Origin of the sequence: Avibacterium sp. 20-132 (assembly GCF_023611925.1) — a bacterium.
GTDB lineage: Bacteria > Pseudomonadota > Gammaproteobacteria > Enterobacterales > Pasteurellaceae > Avibacterium.
Genome location: NZ_CP091456.1, coordinates 1,227,224 through 1,250,897, shown reverse-complemented (window position 1 = coordinate 1,250,897; position 23,674 = coordinate 1,227,224). Strand labels below are relative to the sequence as shown.

The window sequence follows — 23,674 nt, the reverse complement described above, 5'->3', positions numbered from 1 at the left end:
GTGAATTTATGAAAAAAAATCCTTCCTTATTTGGTGGTGCGATGATTATCGCAGGCGGTACAATTGGTGCGGGTATGCTCGCAAACCCTATTGCCACCTCTGGCGTGTGGTTTATCGGTTCAATTTTGATCCTCTGCTACACTTGGTTTTGTATGACCACATCAGGCTTAATGCTACTTGAAGCAAACTTACATTATCCTACTGGTGCAAGTTTTGACACCATTGTAAAAGACTTGCTTGGTAAAGGCTGGAATATGTTAAATGGGCTTTCCGTTGCATTTGTTCTCTATATTCTCACCTATGCGTATATTACTTCTGGTGGTGGTTTAACAGAAAGTTTTCTTAATCAATTACTGAGTAGCGAACAAAGTGCGGTGGAAATTGGACGCATTTCTGGCTCACTGATTTTCTGTGCGGTTCTCGCTTTTTTCGTATGGTTCTCAACAAAAGCAGTGGATCGTTTTAGTACCATTTTAATTGCTGGAATGGTGGCGGCATTTTTCCTTTCGGTGACTAATTTATTAGGTATGGTAAACACCGATATTCTGCTTGATAGCACAGGGGATAGCCAATACTTGCCTTTCGCCCTTGCGGCCTTGCCAGTTTGCTTAGTTTCGTTCGGTTTTCACCAAAACGTACCAAGCCTTGTGAAATATTATGATCGCGACAGTAGCAAAGTGACAAAATCGATTGTTTACGGTACATTCATTGCCTTAATCATCTATATGCTATGGCAACTTGCTATTCAAGGCAATTTACCACGTAATGAATTTATCCCGGTTATCCAAAAAGGGGGCGATATTGCGGTGCTACTGGAAGCCTTAAATAGTCAAATTCAAACGGATTTTGTCGGCTTAATGTTACGCTTTTTTGCCTATATGGCGATTGCTAGCTCGTTCCTTGGGGTAACTCTCGGTTTATTTGATTACATTGCGGATTTATTCAAATTCGACAACGGTAGTGCAGGCAGAAGCAAAACCGCATTAATCACCTTCTTACCACCGTTGATTTTAAGCTTATTTTTCCCATACGGTTTTGTTATCGCCATTGGTTACGCAGGATTAGCGGCAACAATTTGGGCGGTTATTACGCCTGCATTATTGGCTAAAGCAAGTCGGGCTAGATATCCAAATCAAACTTACCAAGTGTATGGTGGTTCAGCGATGATTTATTTTGTTATCTTATTTGGATTAATTAATATTCTTGTTCAACTCGCTGATTTAGTTGGCTGGTTACCAGTATTTGGAAGATAGTTGAAAATCCCTTAAAATAACAGAAAATAGACACAATTAGCACGGATAACCGTGCTAATTTTTTACCGTTAAGATGATAATGAAAACCTCTGTTTACGATAAAGAAGGCTTTTTTGAGCTTTACCAAAAATTACGCCAGAACCCATCTAGTTTAAATGAAATTGTGGAAAAACCCACAATGTTAAGTTTACTGCCTGATTTAACGGGTAAAAAATTGCTCGATCTCGGTTGCGGAATGGGAGAGCATTTACAACTTTATTTGCAACAAGGTGCAGCATTTGTGGTAGGAATGGATTTATCTCAAGCGATGCTACAACAAGCGGCAAAAAATCTCGCCGAAAAACGACCGCACTTTGCTTTGCATCAACTGGCAATGGAGCAACTTAATGAATTACCTGATGGAAATTTTGATGTCATTACGAGTTCTTTTGCATTTCACTATATACAAGATTTTCCCCGGTTATTAGCCCATATTCAGGCAAAACTTAAACCTAATGGCTGGCTGATTTTCTCTCAAGAACATCCGATTGTTACTTGCTATCAAGGGGGAGAGCGTTGGGAAAAAGATCAGCATAAACAACAAGTGGCTTATCGACTTAATTATTATCGCGATGAAGGTGAACGGCAACGAAACTGGTTTAAACAACCATTTAAAACCTACCATCGAACACTTTCAAGTATTATCAATGATCTTATCAATGGCGGGTTTCAAATAGAAAAAACGGCAGAACCAATGCTCGCTGAACAACCCGAATGGCAACAAGAATTTAAAGATCTACAACATCGCCCCGTGTTACTTTTTATCAAAGCGAAAAAAATAAAAAATTTGCTTGCATAAAAATTTTTTTTGCGTAGAGTAATGGCTAAGCAATTTTTGGAGCAAAATAAAATGAATTTTAATCGTAATACTCATCATCACCATCACCCTGAATAATCTTTCGGGCGATGGCGATTGCTTGGAAGATAAGCTTCCGAGTGAGTATTGCTGATACCAAAACACATAAACCTCTCGGAAGTCAATTTCGAGAGGTTTTTTTATACTTAAATTTTGATTTAGAAGGAAAAATTATGGCTAACACAACACGTTTACGTATTGCTTTACAAAAAAAAGGCCGTCTTAGTAAAGATTGTGCTGAATTATTGAAACAATGTGGGGTAAAAATTAATTGGAATGAACAACGTCTGATTGCTTACGCGGAAAATATGCCCATTGAAATTTTACGGGTGCGTGATGATGATATTCCGGGGTTAGTTTTTGATGGCGTGGTTGATCTTGGCATTATCGGGGAGAATGTCCTTGAAGAAGAGGAGCTTGGTCGTATCGCAACAGGCGAAAACGTAAGTTATAAAAAATTACGCACACTTGATTTCGGCGGTTGCCGTTTGTCTTTAGCCATTGAGCGAGATCGTTCCTATAATGGCGTGCAAGACTTTGCCGATTCTCGCATCGCAACCTCCTACCCTAATTTATTAAAACGTTATATGAATGAACAAGGTGTTCCTTTCAAAAGCACCTTATTAAACGGATCCGTTGAAGTTGCCCCTTCCGCAGGATTGGCTGATGCTATCTGCGACCTTGTTTCTTCAGGTGCAACCTTAGAAGCAAATGGATTAAAAGAAGTGGAAGTCATTTATCGTTCAACTGCGTGTTTAATTCAACGTCAAGAGGCGTTATCTGCCGAAAAACAAGCCTTAGTAGATAAATTATTAACACGGATTCAAGGCATACAACAAGCTGGCGAATCAAAATATATTATGCTTCACGCCCCCAAAGCACAATTGGAACAGATTATTAATCTGCTTCCCGGTGTGGAAAATCCCACAATTTTACCACTTGCGCACGATGAAAGCCGCGTTGCTTTACACGCAGTAAGCCAAGAAACCTTATTCTGGGAAACAATGGAAGAACTCAAAGCACAGGGCGCCAGTTCGGTATTAGTATTACCTATTGAAAAAATGCTCGCGTAAAGTGCGGTCAGAATTTAAAACGTTTTAAGGAAAAATTATGCAAACACTAATTTGGAAAAATTTAACACAACAAGCGCGAAAAGACGCATTAATGCGACCAGCGATTTCTGCCGCACAGTCCATTCAAGAGGCCGTTGAGGCTATTCGTGAGCAGGTGCAAAGCAATGGCGACCAAGCATTATTTGAGCTAGGTGAAAAATTTGATAAGGTGAAATTAACCCGTCTGACGATTTCTCCACAGGAAATTGATGCCGCCTCTCAACGCCTCACTCAGGAATTAAAAACAGCCATTCAAAATGCTAAACGTAATATTGAACGCTTCCACCAAGCACAAATTCCGCAACCTGTGGATATCGAAACACAAGCTGGCGTGCGTTGTCAGGTGGTTACTCGCCCAATTAACCGTGTAGGGCTATATATCCCGGGGGGATCGGCACCACTTTTTTCGACCGTATTGATGCTCGCAATCCCTGCTAAAATTGCAGGTTGTAAAAAAATTGTACTTTGTAGCCCGCCGCCTATTGCAGATGAAATTCTCTATACGGCAAGCCTATGTGGCATTGATACAATTTATCCCATTGGTGGTGCACAAGCCATTGTCGCAATGGCATTCGGCACAGAAAGCGTCACTAAAGTAGATAAAATTTTTGGCCCCGGTAATAGTTTTGTGACAGAAGCAAAACGTCAAGTAAGCCAAGCCGTAGATGGCGCTGCGATTGATATGCAAGCAGGCCCTTCTGAAGTATTAGTGTTAGCGGACGAAAATGCCGATCCTGATTTTGTTGCCAGCGATCTGCTTTCTCAAGCTGAACACGGTGCTGACAGCCAAGTGATTTTAGTTACCCCTAGCGAAACTTTAGCAAAACGCACCGCACTTGCTATTGAACGCCAGCTTGCTCAACTTCCCCGTGCTGAAACTGCCCGTAAGGCGCTCAGCCATAGCCGAATTATTCTTGCGGAAGATTTAGCGCAAGCCATTGAAATTAGTAACGAGTATGCGCCAGAACATCTTGTGGTGCAGGTAAACAACGCGCGTGAATTGCTCGATCAGCTTGATAATGCAGGGTCTATTTTCCTCGGCGCATATAGCCCTGAAAGTATGGGCGACTATGCCAGCGGCACTAACCACGTTCTACCTACTTATGGCTATACCCGTACAACTTCAAGCCTTGGCTTAGCCGATTTTAGTAAACGAATGACAGTGCAAGAATTGACGCCACAAGGTTTTAAAGATCTGGCAAAAACAGTGGAAATTATGGCAGAAGCGGAACAACTAGATGCCCATAAGCAAGCGGTTTCTATTCGTTTGGCAAAGCTACAATCCTCAAATTAGCTACTTGTTACATTTTGTATCGAACGAGCAAGAAATTGTGATGAAGATCGTAAAATTGAGGGAAACCGCTTGCACATTCTGTGCTTTCCATTAAGGATTACTGTGTTTTTATACATTAAAATGAGAGGCTAGAAAAATGCAAGATCAACGAGGTAATAACCAAATTGAAATTTATCAATTAGCAAACGGCGAAACTCAAATTGAAGTGAAATTTGAAAATGACACGGTTTGGCTTTCTCAAGCCCAAATGGTCTCGCTATTTGGGCGTGATGTTTCTGTTATTTCAAGGCATATTCGCAATGCAATAACAGATGGCGAAATCTCAGAAAAAAGCAATTTGCAAAAAATGCAAATTGCTTTTGCAGACCGTCCAGTCACCTTTTATGATTTGGATACTGTGATTCCTTTGGTACTTACGATTAAATCAACATTTACTCGCTAAACCTGTAGAGCGACTGATTAATGATAACACGTTAGTCGCACTTGCACTTTTGGTGGCGGAAAGTTTGCCAGAACAAAAAGAATTAATGATAAAACTGATCGAACATTTTATTTTGATCAAATAAAAGTGCGGTCAAAAAAACGAAAATTTTTAGAGAGAACAACAATGACAATCACAACCTTATCACGCAAAAATATTCAAGCCCTCACGCCTTATCAATCGGCGCGCCGTTTAGGTGGGAAAGGGGATATTTGGTTAAATGCCAATGAATTTCACTCATCTCCTCAACTGAATTTGACTCAGCAGAATTTTAATCGCTACCCCGAAGCGCAACCACAAGCATTGGTTCAAGCGTATGCTGATTACGCGGGGGTAAAAAAAGAAAATGTGCTAGTAAGCCGAGGAGGGGATGAAGGGATTGAATTAATCATTCGAGCGTTTTGTGAAGAGCAAGATAGCGTGTTATATTGCCCACCGACCTATGGAATGTATGCGGTGAGTGCGCAAACCTGTGGTATCGCAACGAAAACCGTTCCTCTCACGGCTGATTTTCAACTTAATCTTGCCGAAATTGAACAACAACTTGATGGCGTTAAAGTTATTTTTGTATGTAGCCCAAATAATCCGACAGGCGGTTTGTTGAAACGGGAAGATTTACTTACCTTATTACGAATGACTCAAGGCAAAGCCATTGTCGTCGTTGATGAAGCTTATATTGAATTCTGCCCAGACGCGACAATGGCTAATGAACTCGCCCATTATCCTCACCTTTCGATTATCCGAACCTTATCAAAAGCCTTTGCACTTGCGGGATTACGTTGTGGTTTCACCTTAGCGAATACGGCACTGATTGATGTCTTACAAAAAGTGATCGCGCCTTACCCAATTCCTGTTCCGGTATCAGATATTGCCGTACAAGCCTTAAGCAAGGAAGGGGTAGCGACAATGCGAGCAAATGTGGATGAAGTCATCACGCAACGCCAATGGCTGGTTAAGCAATTAGGCGATTTGCCTTTGGTGGAACAGATTTTTGAGAGTGAGGCAAATTATCTGTTAATTAAATTTAAAGAAGGGCAAAACGTCTTTCAGCAATTATGGGAGCAAGGCATCATTCTACGTAACCAACACACTGCGCTAGGATTGCAAAATTGCGTGAGAATGACGGTGGGAAGTGCGGTAGAAAATCAACGTGTAATCAATGCGTTAAAGGCACTTTAGCCATTTAAACCCGTAATAAGAAAAAATACGCGTTTATCTTATTTTCTGATGATAATATTAAACACACGACGTTACTTTATAAGGAAACACCAATGACACAACAATCTATTTTATTTATTGATCGAGACGGAACCTTAATTGATGAACCGAAAACAGACTTTCAAATTGATAGCCTAGAAAAATTAAAATTTGAAAAAAACGTTATCCCTGCCTTACTCAAATTGAAAAACAAATATCGCTTTGTTATGGTCAGTAACCAAGACGGTTTAGGTACTGCCTCTTTTCCACAGGCTGATTTTGATGCCCCTCATAATACAATGATGACGTTGTTTAACTCGCAAGGTATTGAATTTGACGATGTGCTGATTTGTCCGCACAAGCCTGAAGATAACTGTGATTGCCGTAAGCCAAAAACCAAATTATTGCAAAAATATATCGACCGTGAATTATTTGACCCCGCCACCAGTTTTGTCATTGGCGATCGTGTAACCGATGTGCAATTGGCGGAAAATTTAGGCATTCGAGCCTTACAATATCATCCTGAAAAATTAAACTGGGATCTAATCAGTGAAAAATTATTAGGCGAACCTGTTACTAACATAGGAAACCGTCAGCCACGCTATGCTGAAGTAGAACGAAAAACGAAAGAAACAGAGATTAAAGTTCAAGTATGGCTAGACGAAACAGGACATAATGACATCAAAACAGGCGTAGGTTTTTTTGACCATATGCTTGATCAAATTGCCACGCACGGCGGTTTTAGAATGAATGTGTATTGCAAAGGCGACCTTTGGATTGATGAGCATCACACGGTTGAGGATACCGCCCTTGCCTTAGGCACGGCACTGAAACAAGCCATTGGTGATAAACGTGGCATCGCCCGTTTTGGCTTCGTATTACCAATGGATGAATGTCGAGCTGAATGCGCAATGGATCTTTCCGGTCGCCCATTTATTAAATTTAATGCACAATTTAAACGCGAAAAAGTTGGTGATTTCAGTACTGAAATGACGGAACATTTCTTCCAATCTATCGCATTTACCCTATTAGCAACCTTGCATTTAAACGCTGAAGGCGATAATGATCACCATAAAATTGAAAGTTTGTTTAAAGTGTTTGGACGAACGCTAAGACAAGCGATTAAAATTGAAGGGAATGAATTGCCGAGTAGTAAGGGGGTACTCTAATTCTTATGGGTAAAGTCTGAAGGGAAATGACTATGCTAAGTAACACCACCATCATTACTGATATTAAACAAATCATCGCGCAATCTCGTGAAAATGCGGTAAGAGCGGTAGATTTTCAACGTGTGCTGATGTATTGGCACATTGGTAAACGTATTTTCGAGGAAGAACAGCAGGGGCAAGCGCGGGCGGATTATGGGAGTTATTTGATCAAATCTCTTGCAAAACAATTGCAACCTGAGTTTGGTACGGGGTTTTCTGCTCGTCAGCTAGAACGTTACCGTCAATTTTATCGAACTTTTCCAATTGCGACCGCACTGCGGACGCAATTAAACTGGACCCAGTATAAAAGCTTAATTTCAATTAATGATCCTGATAAACGCGAATTTTACATTGCCGAAAGTATCAAGAATAATTGGAGTTCTCGTCAGTTAGAACGTCAAATTAATAGTAGTTTATATGAACGTTTACTGTTAAGTAACGACAAAGAAACCGTGCTTGCAGTGGCGAATAATCAGCTTATCCCTAATGATCCTAAACAGATTATTAAAGATCCTATGGTGTTGGAATTTCTCGGGCTGCAACGTGAAAGTGCCTATTATGAAAAAGATCTTGAACAAGCGATTATTACTCATTTACAGGAATTTTTGCTTGAATTAGGTAATGGCTTTTCTTTTGTTGCACGGCAGAAACGTTTACATCTTGAGGGTGATGATTTTTTCGTGGATCTCGTTTTATATAATCGCTTACTGCAATGTTTTGTGATTATCGAAATCAAAACCCATAAATTAACCCATCAGGATTTAGGACAGTTACAAATGTATGTCAATTATTTTGATCGTGTTGAAAAGCTGCCACGAGAAAACCCAACCATTGGGATTTTATTATGTGCAGATAAGAATGATAGCGTAGTGAAATTTTCCTTACCTGAAAATCAACAGCAAATTTTTGCTAGTCAATATCAACTTTATCTACCGTCAGAAGAATTATTGCTGACAGAAATACGCAAAGAAATTGAAAATTTTGAACAAAAACAACAAGAAAACTAGGATACTCAGAAAACAATGCAAACCATTACTATCATCAACACAGGCTGCGCTAATCTTTCTTCGGTGAAATTTGCGTTTGAGCGATTAGGTTATCAAGCGGATATTACCGATGATCTTGCCAAAATTCAGCGTGCTGAAAAGCTTATTTTACCGGGAGTGGGAACGGCATTGGCCGCAATGCAAAGTATGCAAGCCCATCAATTAACCCACGTTTTAACTCAGCTTACGCAGCCAGTTTTAGGCATCTGTTTGGGAATGCAGCTAATGACAGATTATTCTACGGAAGGTGATGTGGAAACGCTGAAACTTATTCGCGGTAACACGCAATGTTTGCCAAATAAAGGGTTACCATTACCCCATATGGGCTGGAATAAGGTAAATTATCAGGATAACCACCCATTATTTAAAAACATTCCGCAAGACAGCTATTTTTATTTTGTGCATAGCTATGCCGTTTTGCCAAATGAAAATACGATTGCTACCTGCGATTATGGCGTGCCATTTTCTGCAGCGATTGCGAGAAAAAATTTCTATGGCGTGCAATTTCACCCTGAGCGTTCAGGCAAAGTAGGCGAACAGTTATTGCGCAATTTTATGGAAAATCTGTAATGAACAAAATCCAAAGTGCGGTGAAAAATCTGCTCATTTTTGCCTTATTGTTTGGCGTTATCTCTCTCGCAATAGATTATTGGCGGCGCCCCAATGTCCCTGAAAATGCGTTGCAACAACCATTGATAACGTTGGCGGGGGAACGCATTCAGTTAGCCAAACTCAGTAAAGAAAAGCCCGTGCTACTTTACTTTTGGGGAAGTTGGTGCAGTATTTGTTCACTGACTTCACCAAGCATCGCAAGCCTTGCCAATGAGGGCATACAAGTCATTAGCGTGGCATTAAAATCGGGCAATGATCAGGCGGTACAAGACTATCTACAGCAACACCAATATAATTTTTTGACCGTAAATGATCCACAGGGGACACTTTCCGCCCAATGGCAAATTCAGGTAACACCAAGTATTATCATTATTAAAAATGGCAAAATTGTGCATACCACCACAGGATTAAGTAGTCCTTGGGGCTTAAAATTACGTTTATGGCTTAGTTAATAAATCCAAAAGAGAAAATAACAATGAAAAAAACATCACAAATTATCCCCGCACTTGATCTCATTGACGGCAAAGTGGTGCGTTTATATCAAGGGGATTACGCGCAGCAAACACAATATAGCGATAACCCCATTGCTCAATTTCAGCATTATTTATCGCAAGGTGCGAAGCAGTTACATTTGGTAGATTTAACGGGAGCGAAAGATCCAAGCAAACGTCAAACCAAGCTTATTGGTGAAATCATTGCGGCAACCCAAGCCAATATTCAAGTAGGGGGCGGTATCCGCACGGAACAAGATGTGGCAGATTTACTCTCCGTCGGTGCTAATCGCGTGGTGATTGGTTCAACGGCAGTAAAACAACCTGAAATGGTGAAACAATGGTTCACTCACTATGGTGCAGAAAAATTTGTTCTTGCCTTAGATATTCATATTGTAGAGGGTAAAAAACGCATTGCCATTCACGGCTGGCAAGAAACCAGTCCACTTACTTTAGAACAAGTCATTGAGGAGTTCCATCAAGTGGGCTTACAACACGTCCTTTGTACGGATATTTCCCGTGATGGCACATTACAAGGCTCCAATGTCGCCTTATACCAAGAAATTTACACTGCTTTCCCACAGATTGAATTTCAATCTTCTGGTGGTATTGGCTCACTGGCAGATATTGCCGCATTAAAAGGCACTGGCGTCGCAGGCGTGATTGTCGGGCGTGCATTATTAGAAGGAAAATTTAACCTAGCGGAGGCGATTCAATGTTGGCAAAACGGATAATTCCTTGTTTAGACGTGCGTGATGGGCAGGTGGTAAAAGGTGTGCAATTTCGCAATCACGAAATTATTGGGGATATTGTTCCTTTGGCAAAACGCTATGCAGAAGAGGGCGCAGACGAACTCGTATTCTACGACATCACCGCCTCATCAGACGGGCGCACGGTGGATAAAAGCTGGGTGGAGCGGGTAGCGAAAGAAATCAATATTCCATTTTGTGTTGCAGGAGGAATTAAAACCATTGCAGATGCGGAGCAAATTTTTACTTTTGGTGCGGATAAAATCTCAATAAATTCCCCCGCACTTGCTGATCCCACATTAATTACACGGTTAGCGGAGCGATTTGGTGTTCAGGCCATTGTGGTTGGTATTGATAGTTGGTTTGAGCAAGAAACCGGAAAATACTGGGTTAATCAATATACCGGCGATGAAAAACGTACACGCCAAACAAATTGGCAGTTATTAGATTGGGTCAAAGAAGTACAACAACGCGGAGCGGGGGAAATCGTGCTAAATATGATGAACCAAGACGGTGTACGTAATGGCTATGATTTAGTGCAACTTAAAAAAGTGCGTGAAGTATGCAACCTGCCACTGATTGCCTCTGGCGGTGCTGGCGAAATGGTGCATTTCCGCGATGCCTTTATTGAAGCGAATGTGGACGGTGCATTGGCAGCAAGCGTGTTTCATAAACGGATTATTGATATTAGTGAATTAAAACGTTATTTACGCAATGAAAAAGTTGAAGTGAGAGGTGAGGAATAAAATGACAAATCAAGTATTAAACGCCAACATAGACTGGCAAAAAGTGGACGGTTTACTTCCGGTTATCGTGCAAAATGCGACGACTTGCGAAGTGCTAATGCTAGGCTATATGAACCCAGAAGCACTAGAAAAAACCCTTTCAGAAAAACGGGTTACCTTTTATTCTCGCACCAAGCAACGTCTTTGGACAAAAGGAGAAACTTCAGGGCATTTTCTTAATGTGGTGGATATGAGTTTGGATTGTGATAATGACACCTTATTAATCCTTGCTAATCCCATTGGCGAAACTTGTCATACTGGGGCGGAAAGTTGTTTTCATCAATTTGAAAAACAAGATGAGCCAGATTGGATCTTTTTTAGTAAATTAGAACGTTTAATTGCGAGCCGCAAAGGGGCTGATCCTGAAAGCTCTTACACCGCCCATTTGTATTCACGCGGCACAAAACGCATCGCACAAAAAGTGGGGGAAGAAGGGGTGGAAACCGCACTGGCAGCGACAGTAAAAGATCGTGAGGAAACCATTTGCGAGGCAGCAGATTTAGCCTATCACTTAACCGTGTTACTGCAAGACGCGAATTTAAGCTGGGCAGATGTGATTGCGAAGCTGAAAGAACGGCATCAAAAATAAGTCTAAAAAATGAATTTTGCACACTATCGTCAATTACTCTCTCGCCCTGATTGGCAAACATCAGGGCATTTTGCCACACCTGAAATAGCGCAATGGATACAGCATCAAGGTTCGCTAACGCAGAAATTGCAACAAGCCTGCCAGCAACTTTCCGTGGAGGTCATTCATCAGGGCTGGCAAACAAATTCCTCGACAAAAACTTCCGAAAAAAGCACCGCACTTAATGATGTCTGGCTACGCGAAGTATTGCTGAAAGGCGATGACATCCCTTGGATTTTTGCACAAACACGCCTGCCTAAAGATACCGTTGATAACGTCGCACAATATGTATTGCAACTAGATAATGAACCTATTGGCTTGTGGTTATTCAAACAACCCATACAACGCACCTCTCTTTATTGGCGACAAGATCCTGAAACTGGCTTATATGCACGTTATTCAGATTTTGACCTCAAAGGATATGTTTTACAAATCAAAGAGTTATTTCTTGATAATTTCTCTTTCCCAGTCTAGCTCTTTCTTTATATGAGTGAGACATCAAAAAAATGAATGAAAAAACACCGCACTTTTTTCATTGATTTTGCATAATTTTGCTGTTCATTTTGATCACTTTGATTTAGAATTTGTCGATTTTATTTTTACGGGTCGAATAAGGGGTTAAAGATGAAAATTGTTGAAGTTAAACATCCATTAGTGAAACACAAATTAGGTTTAATGCGTGCGGCTGATGTTAGTACCAAACACTTCCGTGAACTCGCTACTGAAGTAGGGAGTTTATTAACCTATGAAGCAACCGCTGATTTAGAAACTGAAAAAGTGATTATTGATGGTTGGTGTGGGCCTGTAGAAGTAGATCGAATTAAAGGCAAAAAAGTGACGGTTGTGCCGATTTTACGTGCTGGTTTAGGAATGATGGACGGAGTGTTAGAGCATATTCCAAGTGCGAGAATTAGCGTAGTTGGTATGTATCGTAATGAGGAAACCCTTGAGCCAGTTCCTTATTTCCAAAAATTAGCAAGCGATTTAGAAGAACGTTTAGCCATTGTCGTTGATCCTATGTTAGCAACAGGGGGATCAATGATTGCCACAATTGATTTATTAAAAGAAAAAGGCTGTAACCAAATTAAAGTATTAGTGTTAGTAGCCGCACCTGAAGGCATTGCCGCATTAGAAAAAGCCCATCCAGATGTAGAATTATATACCGCTTCTATCGATCAAAAATTAAATGAACAAGGCTATATTATCCCGGGCTTAGGTGATGCCGGTGATAAAATTTTTGGTACAAAATAATCTTTTTAAAAACGGCATTTATGCCGTTTTTTTTCCGTGCGTTTTATGCAAATAAAACGTTTTTTTAAAGTTAATTCAGACAGAGAGTTGAAACTTAAAATGATAAAAACCAATCCAAATGCACCTATTGAGGTGGAAAACAAAGCCAAACAAGCCTTTGTAGGCTTGCAAATGTTATTTGTTGCTTTTGGCGCACTAGTACTTGTTCCCCTTATTACAGGCTTAGATGCAAATACCGCATTATTAACTGCAGGGGTAGGAACATTACTTTTCCAATTATGCACGGGTAAACAAGTCCCCATTTTTCTTGCTTCTTCTTTTGCTTTTATTGCGCCAATCCAATATGGCGTTGCGACTTGGGGGATTGCCGTAACAATGGGCGGGCTAGCTTGCACTGGCTTAGTCTATTTTGCGTTAAGCACACTGGTAAAACTAAAAGGTGCGGAAGCCTTACAAAAGATCTTTCCGCCTGTCGTGGTAGGCCCTGTTATTATTATTATCGGTATGGGACTTGCACCTGTTGCGGTAGATATGGCACTTGGGAAAAACTCAGCATATCAATATAATGATGCAGTTTTAGTTTCTATGGCAACACTCTTAACGACACTGGCAGTGGCGGTTTTTGCTAAAGGAATAATGAAACTGATTCCAATTATGTTTGGTATTACGGTCGGTTATATTTTATGCTTATTCTTAGGCTTAATTAATTTCCAGCCTGTCCTTGATGCCCCTTGGTTTAGTTTACCGCATATCACCACGCCAGAATTTAAGCTAGAAGCCATTTTATACTTACTTCCAATTGCGATTGCTCCTGCGGTAGAACACGTTGGCGGAATTATGGCGATTAGCTCCGTAACGAGTAAAGATTTTCTGAAAAAACCGGGATTACACCGCACATTACTCGGTGATGGTGTCGCAACCACTGCGGCATCATTATTAGGTGGTCCACCAAATACCACCTATGCGGAAGTAACAGGGGCTGTTATGCTTACCCGTAACTTCAATCCAACGATTATGACGTGGGCTGCCGTATGGGCAATTGCCATTTCTTTCTGTGGAAAAGTGGGGGCATTTCTTTCCACCATTCCAACCATCGTAATGGGAGGCATAATGATGCTGGTATTTGGCTCTATTGCAGTGGTCGGAATGAGTACCTTGATCCGTGGCAAAGTCGATGTTACCGAAGCACGCAATCTGTGCATTATTTCTGTGGTGATGACTTTTGGTATTGGTGGAATGTTCGTGAACTTCGGCGAAATTTCATTAAAAGGTATTAGTTTGTGTGCGGTTGTGGCGATCCTTCTTAACCTGATTTTGCCAAAAGCGAAAGATCAGGTAGAAATTCAAGAATAAAATTTCACCAAATTCAACGTAGAAAATAGGGGTAGGCTTTATTTATCCCTATTTTTTTTGTATATTCTTACCGCACTTTAGTTTACGAACACATTGGTTATTAGATTTGCAGTTACCGCTTCCCATTCATCAAATTGATGAAGAAACTCTAGATAATTTTTATGCTGACAATAATTTATTGTTGCTCGATTCCTTGCATAAAAATTTTACTGAATTAAAACAGCAATTTTTCTATATATGGGGAACAAAAAGTAGCGGCAAAACCCATTTGCTAAAAGCCTGTTCTAATGAATTTTTAGTGCAGCAACGCCCTTCTATTTATGTACCATTAAGCAAATCACAATATTTCTCCCCTGAAGTGCTGGAAAATTTGGAGCAGCAAGATTTGGTCTGCTTAGATGATATTCAAGCTGTGATTGGTAATGATGAATGGGAACTCGCAATTTTTGATCTGATTAATCGTATGCGAGAACAAGGGCGAGGTATTTTACTCATCAGTGCCAATCAATCACCAAATGCGCTACCAGCGAAATTGCCTGATTTGAGATCACGTTTATCTTGGGGGGAAAGTTATCAGCTTGTATCTTTAGATGATGAACAGAAAATCAAGGTATTACAACAAAAAGCACATTCTCGTGGCATAGAACTGCCCGATGAAACCGCTAATTTTCTGCTAAAACGCCTTAATCGTGATATGCACACGCTGTTCCAAGCATTGGCAGACTTAGATAAAGCCTCTTTACAAGCACAGCGTAAACTGACGATTCCTTTCGTGAAAGAGATTTTAAAACTATAAAGGGAAGGTATTCCCCTTCCCTCTCAGTATGTTATCGTCATTCCAAATAAAAATCATACAGCGTTGCCGCTTCCTTATGTACGACGAGTAACACCGCGGTCGCTTTCTCGTATTTTCATTTTCAACGACGATAATAATCTTGTTTACAAATTGTTTTTTTCAGCATTTCTGAATTTTTTGCAATATTTTGTGTTGCAACTTGTTTACCGTATTTATTTTCTTCATCTTGCACCTGCTGTGCAATTTTTTCATCTTGAATGTTAAATACAGGCGCATATTGCACATTTTCTGGCGCATTTTTAGAATAAATGGTGGCACCTGCAATGCTTGCATAATATTCATTATTAGCTTGGTCAATATAATAAGTACGAGAATCGGTCATATCAACGCCATAATGTGATCTAAACCCTCGACAAATCCCCGCACCAGATTTGAATACCGTGTGTGCAACACGATTTTCACTCACCTCATACACTTCAAACTCAATACTTTTGGCGAGTTTTTCTGCATCGCTCATTTTCTTAGGATTAAGAAGCTTCGATTCTTCCTTGCTCACATAGGTTTGATTTTCTGGCTCACTTTCAGAAAAACGAAAAACTTCCACATAACCAGAAGGCTCTGCCGTTTCTTCAACTGCCATAATGAAATGGCTAGAAAAGCTAAGGAAGATAGCCGTTGCTATATTTAACTTTTTCATTTTGTTACCAAATATTTTACTCAATTTCGTATAGTTCCAAAGGTAACCCATCTGGATCTTGAAAAAAGGTAAACTGCTTACCCGTTAATTCATCGACTCTGATAGGTTCACAAAAAATGCAATGTTGGGCTAAATACGCCACAACTTGATGAATATGCTTTACTTTAAATGCCAAATGGCGTAAACCGCAAGCTTCTGGTTTTGTCACTCTGGCTGGCGGGTTGGGAAAGGAAAACAGCTCAATTTGACTGCCATCGGGCAAAGCAAGATCCAGTTTATAGCTGTCTCGCTCTGCTCGATAGGTTTCTTGAATCACCTTTGCCTGCAAAATTTGCGTGTAAAAATGTTTAGATTTTGCATAATCTGACGCAATAATCGCAATATGATGAAAACCTAAAAATAATGAATTCATTTATCCTCCACGCAACAATCGCTCCACTATATCATTTTTTCAGTAAAATGTGGAATTATCGCTCAAATAGGAAAAAGATAAGATTAGCGTATTTCAAATGGCGCGACGCCACACATCATTAGTTTTTCTGATTTGCCTTCTCTTTTTCTTCTTGCGCATCACGTGCTGCACGGATACTTTTTTCTAATAATGCGACTCTAGGATCATCTTTGGGAATTAAACGCAGCATCATTGCCCAAGTAACCGCAGCCATTTTATATTCTTCAGCTTCAAAATATTGAAAAGCCAACAAACCTAACGCCTGTAAATTCGTATGATCTTTACGCAGTACGCCTTTGAGTAACTCCATACCTTTATTTTTATCCGTTTGGTCATCAGAGAACATTAATATACGTGCATAAGAAAGCTGATATTCCTTATTTTCAGGATCTAATTTTACCGCTCTTGCATAGCTGTCATAAGCCAAACGTGCATCATTAAGATTCATTGCCGCCTGCCCAAGCGTCCACCAATCTGCTGCATTATTTGGCTCTTTTTGCAATTTCAAACGCAAAGCCATCGCAAACTGCTGTAATTCTTGCTCATTCATTGGCTTACTTTCTTCTTCCTTTAAGCGTTCATAAAAGTGCGGTAATTTTTGATAAGTTTTTTCAAGCATTGCCTCTTGTTGCCACGCCCCTACACGCATATAGCCTAATCCCGCCAGAATAACCAACGCAAGAAAACCTGAAATAAACCAAATTTTGCCATATTGTTTATGATCTTGTTGAAGGGGTTCATTTTCAGGAATATCTTGCAATAAGGTTTGTTGCAATTCTGTGCGTAACTGCGGGGTATCTTCAATTAAGCCTTGTTGTTCATCATCCTCAAGTTCTTTTAACCGATTAAGATAAAAGGCTTTATTTAACTTATTTCGCTTATTACTATCCTGTTCGGTTTTGCTTGAAAATAATAAGGGATAGAAACAAATCACTGTAATCAAGAGTGTTACGCCTAGACTAATGAGCCAAAAATTCATTGATTATTCCTTATCTGCTAATAATTTTGCTAAACGTTGCTGTTCTGCTTGGGTTAATTTTTCATCATCCATTTGTACCGCACTTTGCTTTGCCTGAATTTGTGTTTTGGGTTTGCGGCGTAACACTAAAATACCACCAAATAACACCAAGCCAATCGGTACAATCCAAAGTAATAGCGTAGCTGGCGTGAGCGGTGGGTTGTAGGTAACAAAGTTGCCATAACGTTGCACCATATAATCCACCACTTGCTGTTTAGTTTGTCCTTGATTGAGCAATTGATAAACTTTTTCGCGCATATCCACCGCAATGGTGGCATTAGAATCTGCAATATTATTGTTCTGACACTGCGGGCAACGTAGCTCTTGGGTGAGGGTTTGATAATCTTGTTCCTGTTGTGCTGACGCAAAATTCCGCACCTCAATCGCTGCCTTGGCGGTGATAGCAAAAAATAAAAGTGCGGTAAAAAAATAAGGAATTTTTCGCATTATTTTTGTTCCATTAATTTTTGATAAATTGGCTGTAACGTGCTTTGCCAGACTTTTTCGTTCACATCACCTGCATAGCGATAATGAATGATGCCTTTGCCATCAATAATGAAGGTTTCTGGTGCGCCATAGACGCCTAAATCAAGTCCAAAAGCCCCTTTTTCATCTTTAATCACAAGCTGATAAGGATTGCCTAACTCTTTTAACCATTTAATCGCCTTATCCGTTTTGTCTTTATAATCTACCCCGATAATGGTTATCCCTTGTGAATGAAGCTGATTTAAATATTGATGTTCCGCGTAGCAGGTGGGACACCAAGTTGCCCATACATTCAATAAGATTGGCTTGCCTTGCTGAAAAATACGTTGCTCGTGCGTTTTGTTGTCAAACAGATCTTGCAACATTGCCGTTGGCACAGGTTTTCCCACTAACGCACTTTCCAACGCTTTGGGATCATCGCCGTTGGAATTACGCTGTAATTGAACGAAAAAGGCAATACTCAATGCCAAAAATAAAATTAGCGGAATTGCATATTTTTTATTCATTATAACCTTCTTATTCTGTTTAAGCCTTCGTTAATAACTGTTTGAAACGGTAACGTCGATCAAGCATACAGAGCAAGCCGCCTAACGCCATAAAGAGACCACCGAGCCAAATCCAACGAATAAACGGTTTATAATATAAACGTAATGCCCACGCGCCGTTGCCAAGGCTTTCACCTAATGCCACATAGAGATCGCGTGCAAAGCCCCAATCAATCGCCGCTTCTGTCATTGACATTTTACTTACCGTGTAAAAGCGTTTTTCAGCATACAGCGTGGCTTCATATTGACCATTTTTACTGATTTCAATTTCTGCCTTGCCACCAAGATAGTTTGGCCCATTCGCATCACTAATCCCTTGGAATTTAAAATCATAGCCTGCAATCTCAATGCTATCACCAACGTTCATTCGCACATCACGTTCAATGCTGTAATTTTGGCTAAAGGCAATCCCCCAGACGGTCATCGCCACGCCGAGATGTGCCAACACCATTCCCCAATGGGAACGGGAAAGTTTACTTAGCCCTGCAAAAAAGTGATGGCGGTGAGTAGCTCGCTGTTGTAATTCGTATAAGGCTAATACGGTGATGATCACCGACATCATCACGCCTAGCACAGAGGTTGCCGTGATACGATCTTGTAACCAATAAGGCAACGCAACCCCCGCAATTAACATCAAAATTAGGCTAAGAATGACCGGCGTTCGGATAGCAGAAAATTGATCTCTACGCCATTTTACCAACGGTCCAATACCAAGTAATAAAGCAAAAGGGATCATAATATAAAGGAACATTTGATCGAAGAATGGCGCACCGATAGAAATGCTCCCCAAGCCAAGTTGTTTATGCACTAAAGGCAATAATGTACCTAAAAACACCACAGCAAGTGCGGTCATTAAAAGGATATTATTGAGTAACAACATCGTTTCGCGCGAATAACGTTCTGCATTATCTCTTGAACGAATGCGGTTGCCTTTGTAAGCATACAAGGTCAGTGAGCCACCAATCACGACGATCAAATACGCTAAAATATAGAGTCCACGGGTTGGATCAGAAGCAAAGGCGTGTACAGACACTAAAATACCCGAACGCACAAGGAATGTGCCGAGCAAACAAAGGGAAAAGGCTAAAATCGCCAGCAATACTGTCCAAGCTTTAAATGCTCCCCGCTTTTCGGTTACCGCAAGCGAATGCAATAACGCCGTTCCTGCCAACCAAGGCATTAATGAGGCGTTTTCTACCGGATCCCAGAACCACCAGCCGCCCCAGCCGAGTTCATAATACGCCCACCAAGAACCAAGTACGATCCCTAAGGTTAAAAACACCCAAGCGGCCATTGTCCAAGGTCTTGACCATCTTGCCCACGCGGTATCCAGTTTGCCCGTCATTAATGAGGCAATGGAAAAAGCAAATGCCACTGAAAATCCCACATAGCCCATATAAAGCAGGGGCGGGTGGAAAATTAAGCCCACATCTTGCAATAAAGGATTTAATTCTCGCCCTTCCACTGGAAAATTTGGAAAGGTACGTGTAAAAGGGTTCGATGTGAAGAGAACAAAAATCAAAAAACCAATCGTAATAACCCCCATCACGCCTAACACGCGCGCAACCGCTTCTTGCGGTAACGGCTTGCTGAAAAAGGCTACCGCAGCACTCCATAAGGTGAGCAACCAAATCCATAGCAATAATGAGCCTTCGTGCGATCCCCATACCGCAGATAAGCGATAAGCCAAAGGTAACGTTGTATTTGAATTATTGACCACATATTGCACAGAAAAATCATTGGTCGCGAATAGATAAAATAAGCACGCAAATGCCAAACTCAATGCCACAAATAATCCATAGGTCATTGGACGTGCTAATGCCATCAGTTGGACATTATTTTTTTCTGCCCCATATAAAGGGAATATCGCCAATAATAATGCAATGCCTAAACTTAGGGCTAACGCATAATTTCCTAATTCCGCAATCATTATTTACCTTCTCGTTTTTCTTGACGATCACGTTCGCTTTCATGGCTTAAATCTGAAATGCCCATTGGCTTATGCACTTTTTTCATTTGTTCGCCTAATTCGGGTGGAACATAATTCTCATCGTGTTTTGCCAATACTTCACTGGCTTCTAGCACAGTCGGGGTTTTTAATACTCCTTGTGCAACAATGCCCTGCCCTTCACGGAATAAATCAGGCAAAATGCCTTCATATTCCACCGTAATTGAAGGCCCAATATCATTGAGATCAAATACCACTTTCAGGCTTTTCGCATCACGTTTTACTGAGCCTTCCACCACCATTCCGCCAACACGGATACGTTGCCCAACGTGCGGTTTGGTTTCCGCATTCTCATTTTTGCCATAAAGTACTTCTGTTGGTGTATAAAATAAATCAATATTTTGACGCAACGCATACAACACCAGCGATGACGCCACCGCAAGACCGACTAACACAAATAAAACAATGGTTAAACGAGATTTACGTCTTGGATTCATAGGCTTTCCCCCGTTCTACGTTTTTGTTCATATTGGGCACGTTGTTGTTCACGTTTAATTTCATTAATGAGATTTTTCTTACTCATCACCCCTTGCAAGATCAAGCCTACAATGGCTAAGAAAGAAATGCCATAGGAAAGCCAGACGTAAAACCCATAGCCCCCCATATTTAGAAAATCACTCACAGAGTTAAAAAACATTCTCTTATCCTTATAAAATTAAAAATTCGTTGAAAAACCACCGCACTTTAGTTTTCTCCCCACATTATGTTTAAAAAATAAAAGTGCGGTGCAAATTTATGCAAAATTTATTTGCTATTTACTAACATTTTTACCCAAGGGCGTTTTTTCTCATCATTTAATAAGGCTAAACGATAACGCACTAAGGTTAAACAAATGGTTAATGCCATAAAGCCCAAAATAGATAAAATCAGTGGGATCAACATCGGCGTTGCAATAGATGGCTTTTCAAATTTGGTGATACTCGCGCCTTGGTGCAAGGTATTCCACCATTCCACAGAGAAGTGGATAATCGGAATATTGATAACACCGACAATAGATAAAATAGCGGCAGCTTTCATTCCTGTTGTGCGATCTTGGAATGCGGAATACAACGCAATCACGCCTAAATATAAGAAAAATAAAATTAATGATGCGGTTAAGCGTGCATCCCACACCCACCACGTTCCCCACATAGGTTTTCCCCAAATCGCCCCAGTTACTAAGGCGATAAAAGTAAATACCATACCAATTGGTGCCATCGCAATAATTGAAAGATGCGCTTGGCGAATTTGCCACACTAAACCAATGATTCCCGCAATCGCCATTGACACATAAATACTCATTGACCAAATGGCTGCCGGAACGTGAATATACATAATGCGAAAGCTATTACCTTGTTGGTAGTCTGCTGGTGCATAAGCTAAGCCCCATACTAAAGCCGTCGCAATGAATAAGGTTGAAAGTATGGCAAACCAAGGAAGTAATTTTCCACATACGCGATATTGCGTTTCTGGTTTAGCATAAGGGTGAAGCCATTTCCACATAATGAATATTTTCCTTACTTTAAAATCAAAAATCAGTTTCTCACGTTATTCCACGCTAATCCGTAACGCTGCCGCAATAGCAAAAGGCGATAAGGTTAATGCAGCACATAACATTGCGCCCAAAATAGCAAGTTGCCCGTTATAAGGCAAGGTAAGTGCCGCCGCTTCAAGGACAGACGAAGAAAAAATCAGCACGGGAATAAACAAAGGTAACACCAATAAACTCAATAGCACACCGCCTTTGCGTAGCCCAACCGTAAGCGCCACACCAATTGCACCAAGACAGCTTAGAATTGGCGTCCCCAATAACAATGTCAGCACTAACGCCCACCAAATATGGCTATCCAAAGAAAGCAATAATGCAGCAATAGGGGAAAGCAAAATCAGGGGTAAGCCTGTCAATAACCAATGTGCCACCACTTTAGCTAATGCGGTTAAGGCTAAATGTTGTGAGCTGAGCATTAATTGCTCTAATGAGCCATCAATAAAATCATCACGAAATAAACGTTCAAAAGATAATAATGCCGAGAGCAACGCTGCCACCCAAGCAACCCCGGGGGCAATTTCGGCGAGTAATTTCGGTTCTGGGCCGATGACCAAAGGAAATAAAGTAATAATAATCAAAAAGAACCACAACGGATTGAGAATCTCCGTTTGTTTTCGCATCGCAATGCGTAATTCCCGTTTGATAATTTGCGCAAATATCTGCATAAAAACGTCTCTCATTTTGCACCGCACTTTATTTGAGCGTAGCGACTAAGCACGATGTGGGTCAAATTTATATTTCTCTAAATCCAGCACCTGTAATTGTTCGCTCGGGATCGCTTGATGACTAGTTAAAATCACCATTCCGCCTTTTTCCACTTGCTGTTCAAATAAGCCTGTTAAAATGCGTACACCCTTTTTGTCAATCGCCGTGAAAGGCTCATCTAAAATCCATAAAGGCGCTTGGGAAAGCCATAACCGTGCAAGGGCAATACGTCGCTGTTGCCCTGCGGAAAGTTGCCCTGCGGTAATCTCTTCACGCCCGATCAAGCCCACTTTTTCCAATGCCTGCCAAAGGGCTTCTTCACCTTGTTGGCATTGGCTAACGGCTTGATAAAATTTTAAATTTTCCCACGCAGTAAGTTCTGGTTTAATTCCCGTGTGATGACCTAAATATAATAACTGGTAATAATACGCTTCACGGCATTGTTTAATCGGTTGAGCATTCCAGCATACTTGCCCAACAACGGGTTGGGCTAGCCCAACTAAAATCCGTAATAAACTGGTTTTTCCAATACCATTATGTCCTTCAATCTGTACAAAATCACCACTTTGCCAAGTTAAAGATAACTCGGAAAATAAGGTTTTATCGCCACGTTGGCAGGTAATTTGTTCAAGCTGTAATTGATTGATTATTGACATAAAAATTGACAATTATTGGAAAATGCCCTGATTCTATCATAAGGCGATAACGCCGCGTAGTTCTTCCAGCAAAGAAAGGCTACCCCTTTAGTAGTATTTGTAGGTTATTATTGATTTAACGCAAAATTTGTTTTTTCTTCTTTATCAAAATAAATTTTATTCTCTTGTTTTCAGGAAAAGTGCGGTATAAAAAAATAACATTTTTGCCACTCTTAGTTTATTAAACCAATATAAAATTAAAATATGAAATATTAAACTAAACAAACACATTGAAAATCGTTTGCTTTAGAGAAAAATCCTAAAATAGTGTTTGACAGTTTATTTTTAGCAGGTAAGATAAAACCGTTTTCAAGAAGGATTATGTTTTATGTTTACTCGTGTTTTGCTTTCACTCCACCTGCTCCTCTCACAATTTTTGTGCGGCTAGCT

At 40.5% G+C, this 23,674-nt stretch carries 28 protein-coding genes and 1 other annotated feature; of the genes, 17 read left to right on the top strand and 11 right to left on the bottom strand.

The window, feature by feature from the left end; genetic code table 11:
* Nucleotides 1-8 precede the first annotated feature (8 nt).
* The 17 genes from L4F93_RS05955 to hda all read left to right on the top strand — a co-directional run bounded on the left by L4F93_RS05955 (nt 9) and on the right by hda (nt 15,151).
* A complete protein-coding gene (locus tag L4F93_RS05955; protein WP_250351555.1) occupies nt 9-1,253 on the top strand; it encodes an aromatic amino acid transporter in 1,245 nt (414 codons plus the stop codon).
* Between the two features lie 73 nt (nt 1,254-1,326).
* On the top strand, nt 1,327-2,091 hold the full coding sequence (locus L4F93_RS05950; RefSeq protein WP_250351554.1) for a class I SAM-dependent methyltransferase: 765 nt from the start codon (nt 1,327-1,329) through the stop codon (nt 2,089-2,091).
* A gap of 71 nt (nt 2,092-2,162) precedes the next feature.
* Nucleotides 2,163-2,291: a sequence feature (His leader region), on the top strand.
* Between the two features lie 30 nt (nt 2,292-2,321).
* Nucleotides 2,322-3,221: an ATP phosphoribosyltransferase gene (gene hisG / locus L4F93_RS05945; protein ID WP_250351553.1), complete on the top strand. Its 900-nt coding sequence runs from the start codon at nt 2,322-2,324 to the stop codon at nt 3,219-3,221.
* 37 nt (nt 3,222-3,258) lie between these two features.
* Nucleotides 3,259-4,554: a histidinol dehydrogenase gene (hisD, locus tag L4F93_RS05940; protein WP_250351552.1), complete on the top strand. Its 1,296-nt coding sequence runs from the start codon at nt 3,259-3,261 to the stop codon at nt 4,552-4,554.
* A gap of 136 nt (nt 4,555-4,690) precedes the next feature.
* The gene (locus L4F93_RS05935; RefSeq protein ID WP_250351551.1) at nt 4,691-4,996 is read left to right on the top strand and encodes a hypothetical protein; all 306 of its coding nucleotides are present in this window, start codon (nt 4,691-4,693) and stop codon (nt 4,994-4,996) included.
* 165 nt (nt 4,997-5,161) lie between these two features.
* Entirely contained in the window at nt 5,162-6,214 is a 1,053-nt protein-coding gene (gene hisC, locus L4F93_RS05930; protein ID WP_250351550.1) for a histidinol-phosphate transaminase, read from the top strand.
* A 92-nt stretch (nt 6,215-6,306) separates the two neighbouring features.
* Nucleotides 6,307-7,401 carry a bifunctional histidinol-phosphatase/imidazoleglycerol-phosphate dehydratase HisB gene (gene hisB, locus L4F93_RS05925; RefSeq protein ID WP_250351549.1) on the top strand — a complete coding sequence of 365 codons (1,095 nt, stop codon included), beginning with the start codon at nt 6,307-6,309 and terminating at the stop codon, nt 7,399-7,401.
* A gap of 32 nt (nt 7,402-7,433) precedes the next feature.
* Nucleotides 7,434-8,447: a PDDEXK nuclease domain-containing protein gene (locus tag L4F93_RS05920; RefSeq protein ID WP_250351548.1), complete on the top strand. Its 1,014-nt coding sequence runs from the start codon at nt 7,434-7,436 to the stop codon at nt 8,445-8,447.
* Between the two features lie 15 nt (nt 8,448-8,462).
* Nucleotides 8,463-9,056, top strand: a complete 594-nt coding sequence (hisH, locus tag L4F93_RS05915) for an imidazole glycerol phosphate synthase subunit HisH (RefSeq protein ID WP_250351547.1) — start codon at nt 8,463-8,465, stop codon at nt 9,054-9,056.
* Entirely contained in the window at nt 9,056-9,550 is a 495-nt protein-coding gene (locus tag L4F93_RS05910) for a protein disulfide oxidoreductase (RefSeq protein ID WP_250351546.1), read from the top strand. The genes hisH and L4F93_RS05910 overlap by 1 nt, the downstream gene beginning before the upstream one ends.
* Nucleotides 9,551-9,573: 23 nt before the next feature.
* Nucleotides 9,574-10,323, top strand: coding sequence for a 1-(5-phosphoribosyl)-5-[(5-phosphoribosylamino)methylideneamino]imidazole-4-carboxamide isomerase (gene hisA, locus L4F93_RS05905; protein ID WP_250351545.1), 750 nt, complete (start codon nt 9,574-9,576; stop codon nt 10,321-10,323).
* Nucleotides 10,305-11,084, top strand: a complete 780-nt coding sequence (gene hisF / locus L4F93_RS05900) for an imidazole glycerol phosphate synthase subunit HisF (protein ID WP_250351544.1) — start codon at nt 10,305-10,307, stop codon at nt 11,082-11,084. The genes hisA and hisF overlap by 19 nt, the downstream gene beginning before the upstream one ends.
* A 1-nt stretch (nt 11,085) precedes the next feature.
* Nucleotides 11,086-11,712 (top strand): bifunctional phosphoribosyl-AMP cyclohydrolase/phosphoribosyl-ATP diphosphatase HisIE, encoded by a 627-nt coding sequence (hisIE, locus tag L4F93_RS05895; protein ID WP_250351543.1) that lies wholly within the window; start codon nt 11,086-11,088, stop codon nt 11,710-11,712.
* 9 nt (nt 11,713-11,721) lie between these two features.
* The gene (locus L4F93_RS05890) at nt 11,722-12,225 is read left to right on the top strand and encodes a chorismate--pyruvate lyase family protein (RefSeq protein WP_250351542.1); all 504 of its coding nucleotides are present in this window, start codon (nt 11,722-11,724) and stop codon (nt 12,223-12,225) included.
* 150 nt (nt 12,226-12,375) lie between these two features.
* A complete protein-coding gene (gene upp / locus L4F93_RS05885) occupies nt 12,376-13,002 on the top strand; it encodes a uracil phosphoribosyltransferase (protein ID WP_250351541.1) in 627 nt (208 codons plus the stop codon).
* A 99-nt stretch (nt 13,003-13,101) separates the two neighbouring features.
* The gene (locus tag L4F93_RS05880) at nt 13,102-14,355 is read left to right on the top strand and encodes a nucleobase:cation symporter-2 family protein (protein WP_250351540.1); all 1,254 of its coding nucleotides are present in this window, start codon (nt 13,102-13,104) and stop codon (nt 14,353-14,355) included.
* Between the two features lie 106 nt (nt 14,356-14,461).
* Nucleotides 14,462-15,151 (top strand): DnaA regulatory inactivator Hda, encoded by a 690-nt coding sequence (gene hda, locus L4F93_RS05875; RefSeq protein WP_268741072.1) that lies wholly within the window; start codon nt 14,462-14,464, stop codon nt 15,149-15,151.
* Nucleotides 15,152-15,272: 121 nt separating this feature from the next.
* Here hda and L4F93_RS05870 read toward each other — a convergent pair whose 3' ends face one another.
* The 11 genes from L4F93_RS05870 to ccmA all read right to left on the bottom strand — a co-directional run bounded on the left by L4F93_RS05870 (nt 15,273) and on the right by ccmA (nt 23,245).
* Nucleotides 15,273-15,848, bottom strand: coding sequence for a hypothetical protein (locus tag L4F93_RS05870; RefSeq protein WP_250351539.1), 576 nt, complete (start codon nt 15,846-15,848; stop codon nt 15,273-15,275).
* A gap of 16 nt (nt 15,849-15,864) precedes the next feature.
* Nucleotides 15,865-16,260: an SMU1112c/YaeR family gloxylase I-like metalloprotein gene (gene gloA2 / locus L4F93_RS05865; RefSeq protein WP_250351538.1), complete on the bottom strand. Its 396-nt coding sequence runs from the start codon at nt 16,258-16,260 to the stop codon at nt 15,865-15,867.
* Nucleotides 16,261-16,378: 118 nt separating this feature from the next.
* Nucleotides 16,379-17,278, bottom strand: coding sequence for a c-type cytochrome biogenesis protein CcmI (gene ccmI / locus L4F93_RS05860; protein WP_250351537.1), 900 nt, complete (start codon nt 17,276-17,278; stop codon nt 16,379-16,381).
* Between the two features lie 3 nt (nt 17,279-17,281).
* Complete coding sequence (locus tag L4F93_RS05855) at nt 17,282-17,764, bottom strand: cytochrome c-type biogenesis protein (RefSeq protein ID WP_250351536.1); 483 nt, start codon at nt 17,762-17,764, stop codon at nt 17,282-17,284.
* Entirely contained in the window at nt 17,764-18,309 is a 546-nt protein-coding gene (locus L4F93_RS05850; protein ID WP_250351535.1) for a DsbE family thiol:disulfide interchange protein, read from the bottom strand. The genes L4F93_RS05855 and L4F93_RS05850 overlap by 1 nt, the downstream gene beginning before the upstream one ends.
* Before the next feature lie 19 nt (nt 18,310-18,328).
* Complete coding sequence (locus L4F93_RS05845; RefSeq protein WP_250351534.1) at nt 18,329-20,278, bottom strand: heme lyase CcmF/NrfE family subunit; 1,950 nt, start codon at nt 20,276-20,278, stop codon at nt 18,329-18,331.
* Nucleotides 20,278-20,793: a cytochrome c maturation protein CcmE gene (ccmE, locus tag L4F93_RS05840; RefSeq protein ID WP_250351533.1), complete on the bottom strand. Its 516-nt coding sequence runs from the start codon at nt 20,791-20,793 to the stop codon at nt 20,278-20,280. Before ccmE ends, L4F93_RS05845 begins: the two co-directional genes overlap by 1 nt.
* Entirely contained in the window at nt 20,790-20,993 is a 204-nt protein-coding gene (gene ccmD / locus L4F93_RS05835) for a heme exporter protein CcmD (RefSeq protein WP_250351532.1), read from the bottom strand. The genes ccmE and ccmD overlap by 4 nt, the downstream gene beginning before the upstream one ends.
* Nucleotides 20,994-21,100: 107 nt before the next feature.
* Nucleotides 21,101-21,838, bottom strand: coding sequence for a heme ABC transporter permease (locus L4F93_RS05830; RefSeq protein WP_250351531.1), 738 nt, complete (start codon nt 21,836-21,838; stop codon nt 21,101-21,103).
* 45 nt (nt 21,839-21,883) lie between these two features.
* A complete protein-coding gene (gene ccmB, locus L4F93_RS05825) occupies nt 21,884-22,549 on the bottom strand; it encodes a heme exporter protein CcmB (RefSeq protein ID WP_250351530.1) in 666 nt (221 codons plus the stop codon).
* Nucleotides 22,550-22,594: 45 nt separating this feature from the next.
* Nucleotides 22,595-23,245, bottom strand: coding sequence for a cytochrome c biogenesis heme-transporting ATPase CcmA (ccmA, locus tag L4F93_RS05820; protein ID WP_250351529.1), 651 nt, complete (start codon nt 23,243-23,245; stop codon nt 22,595-22,597).
* Nucleotides 23,246-23,674 lie beyond the last annotated feature (429 nt).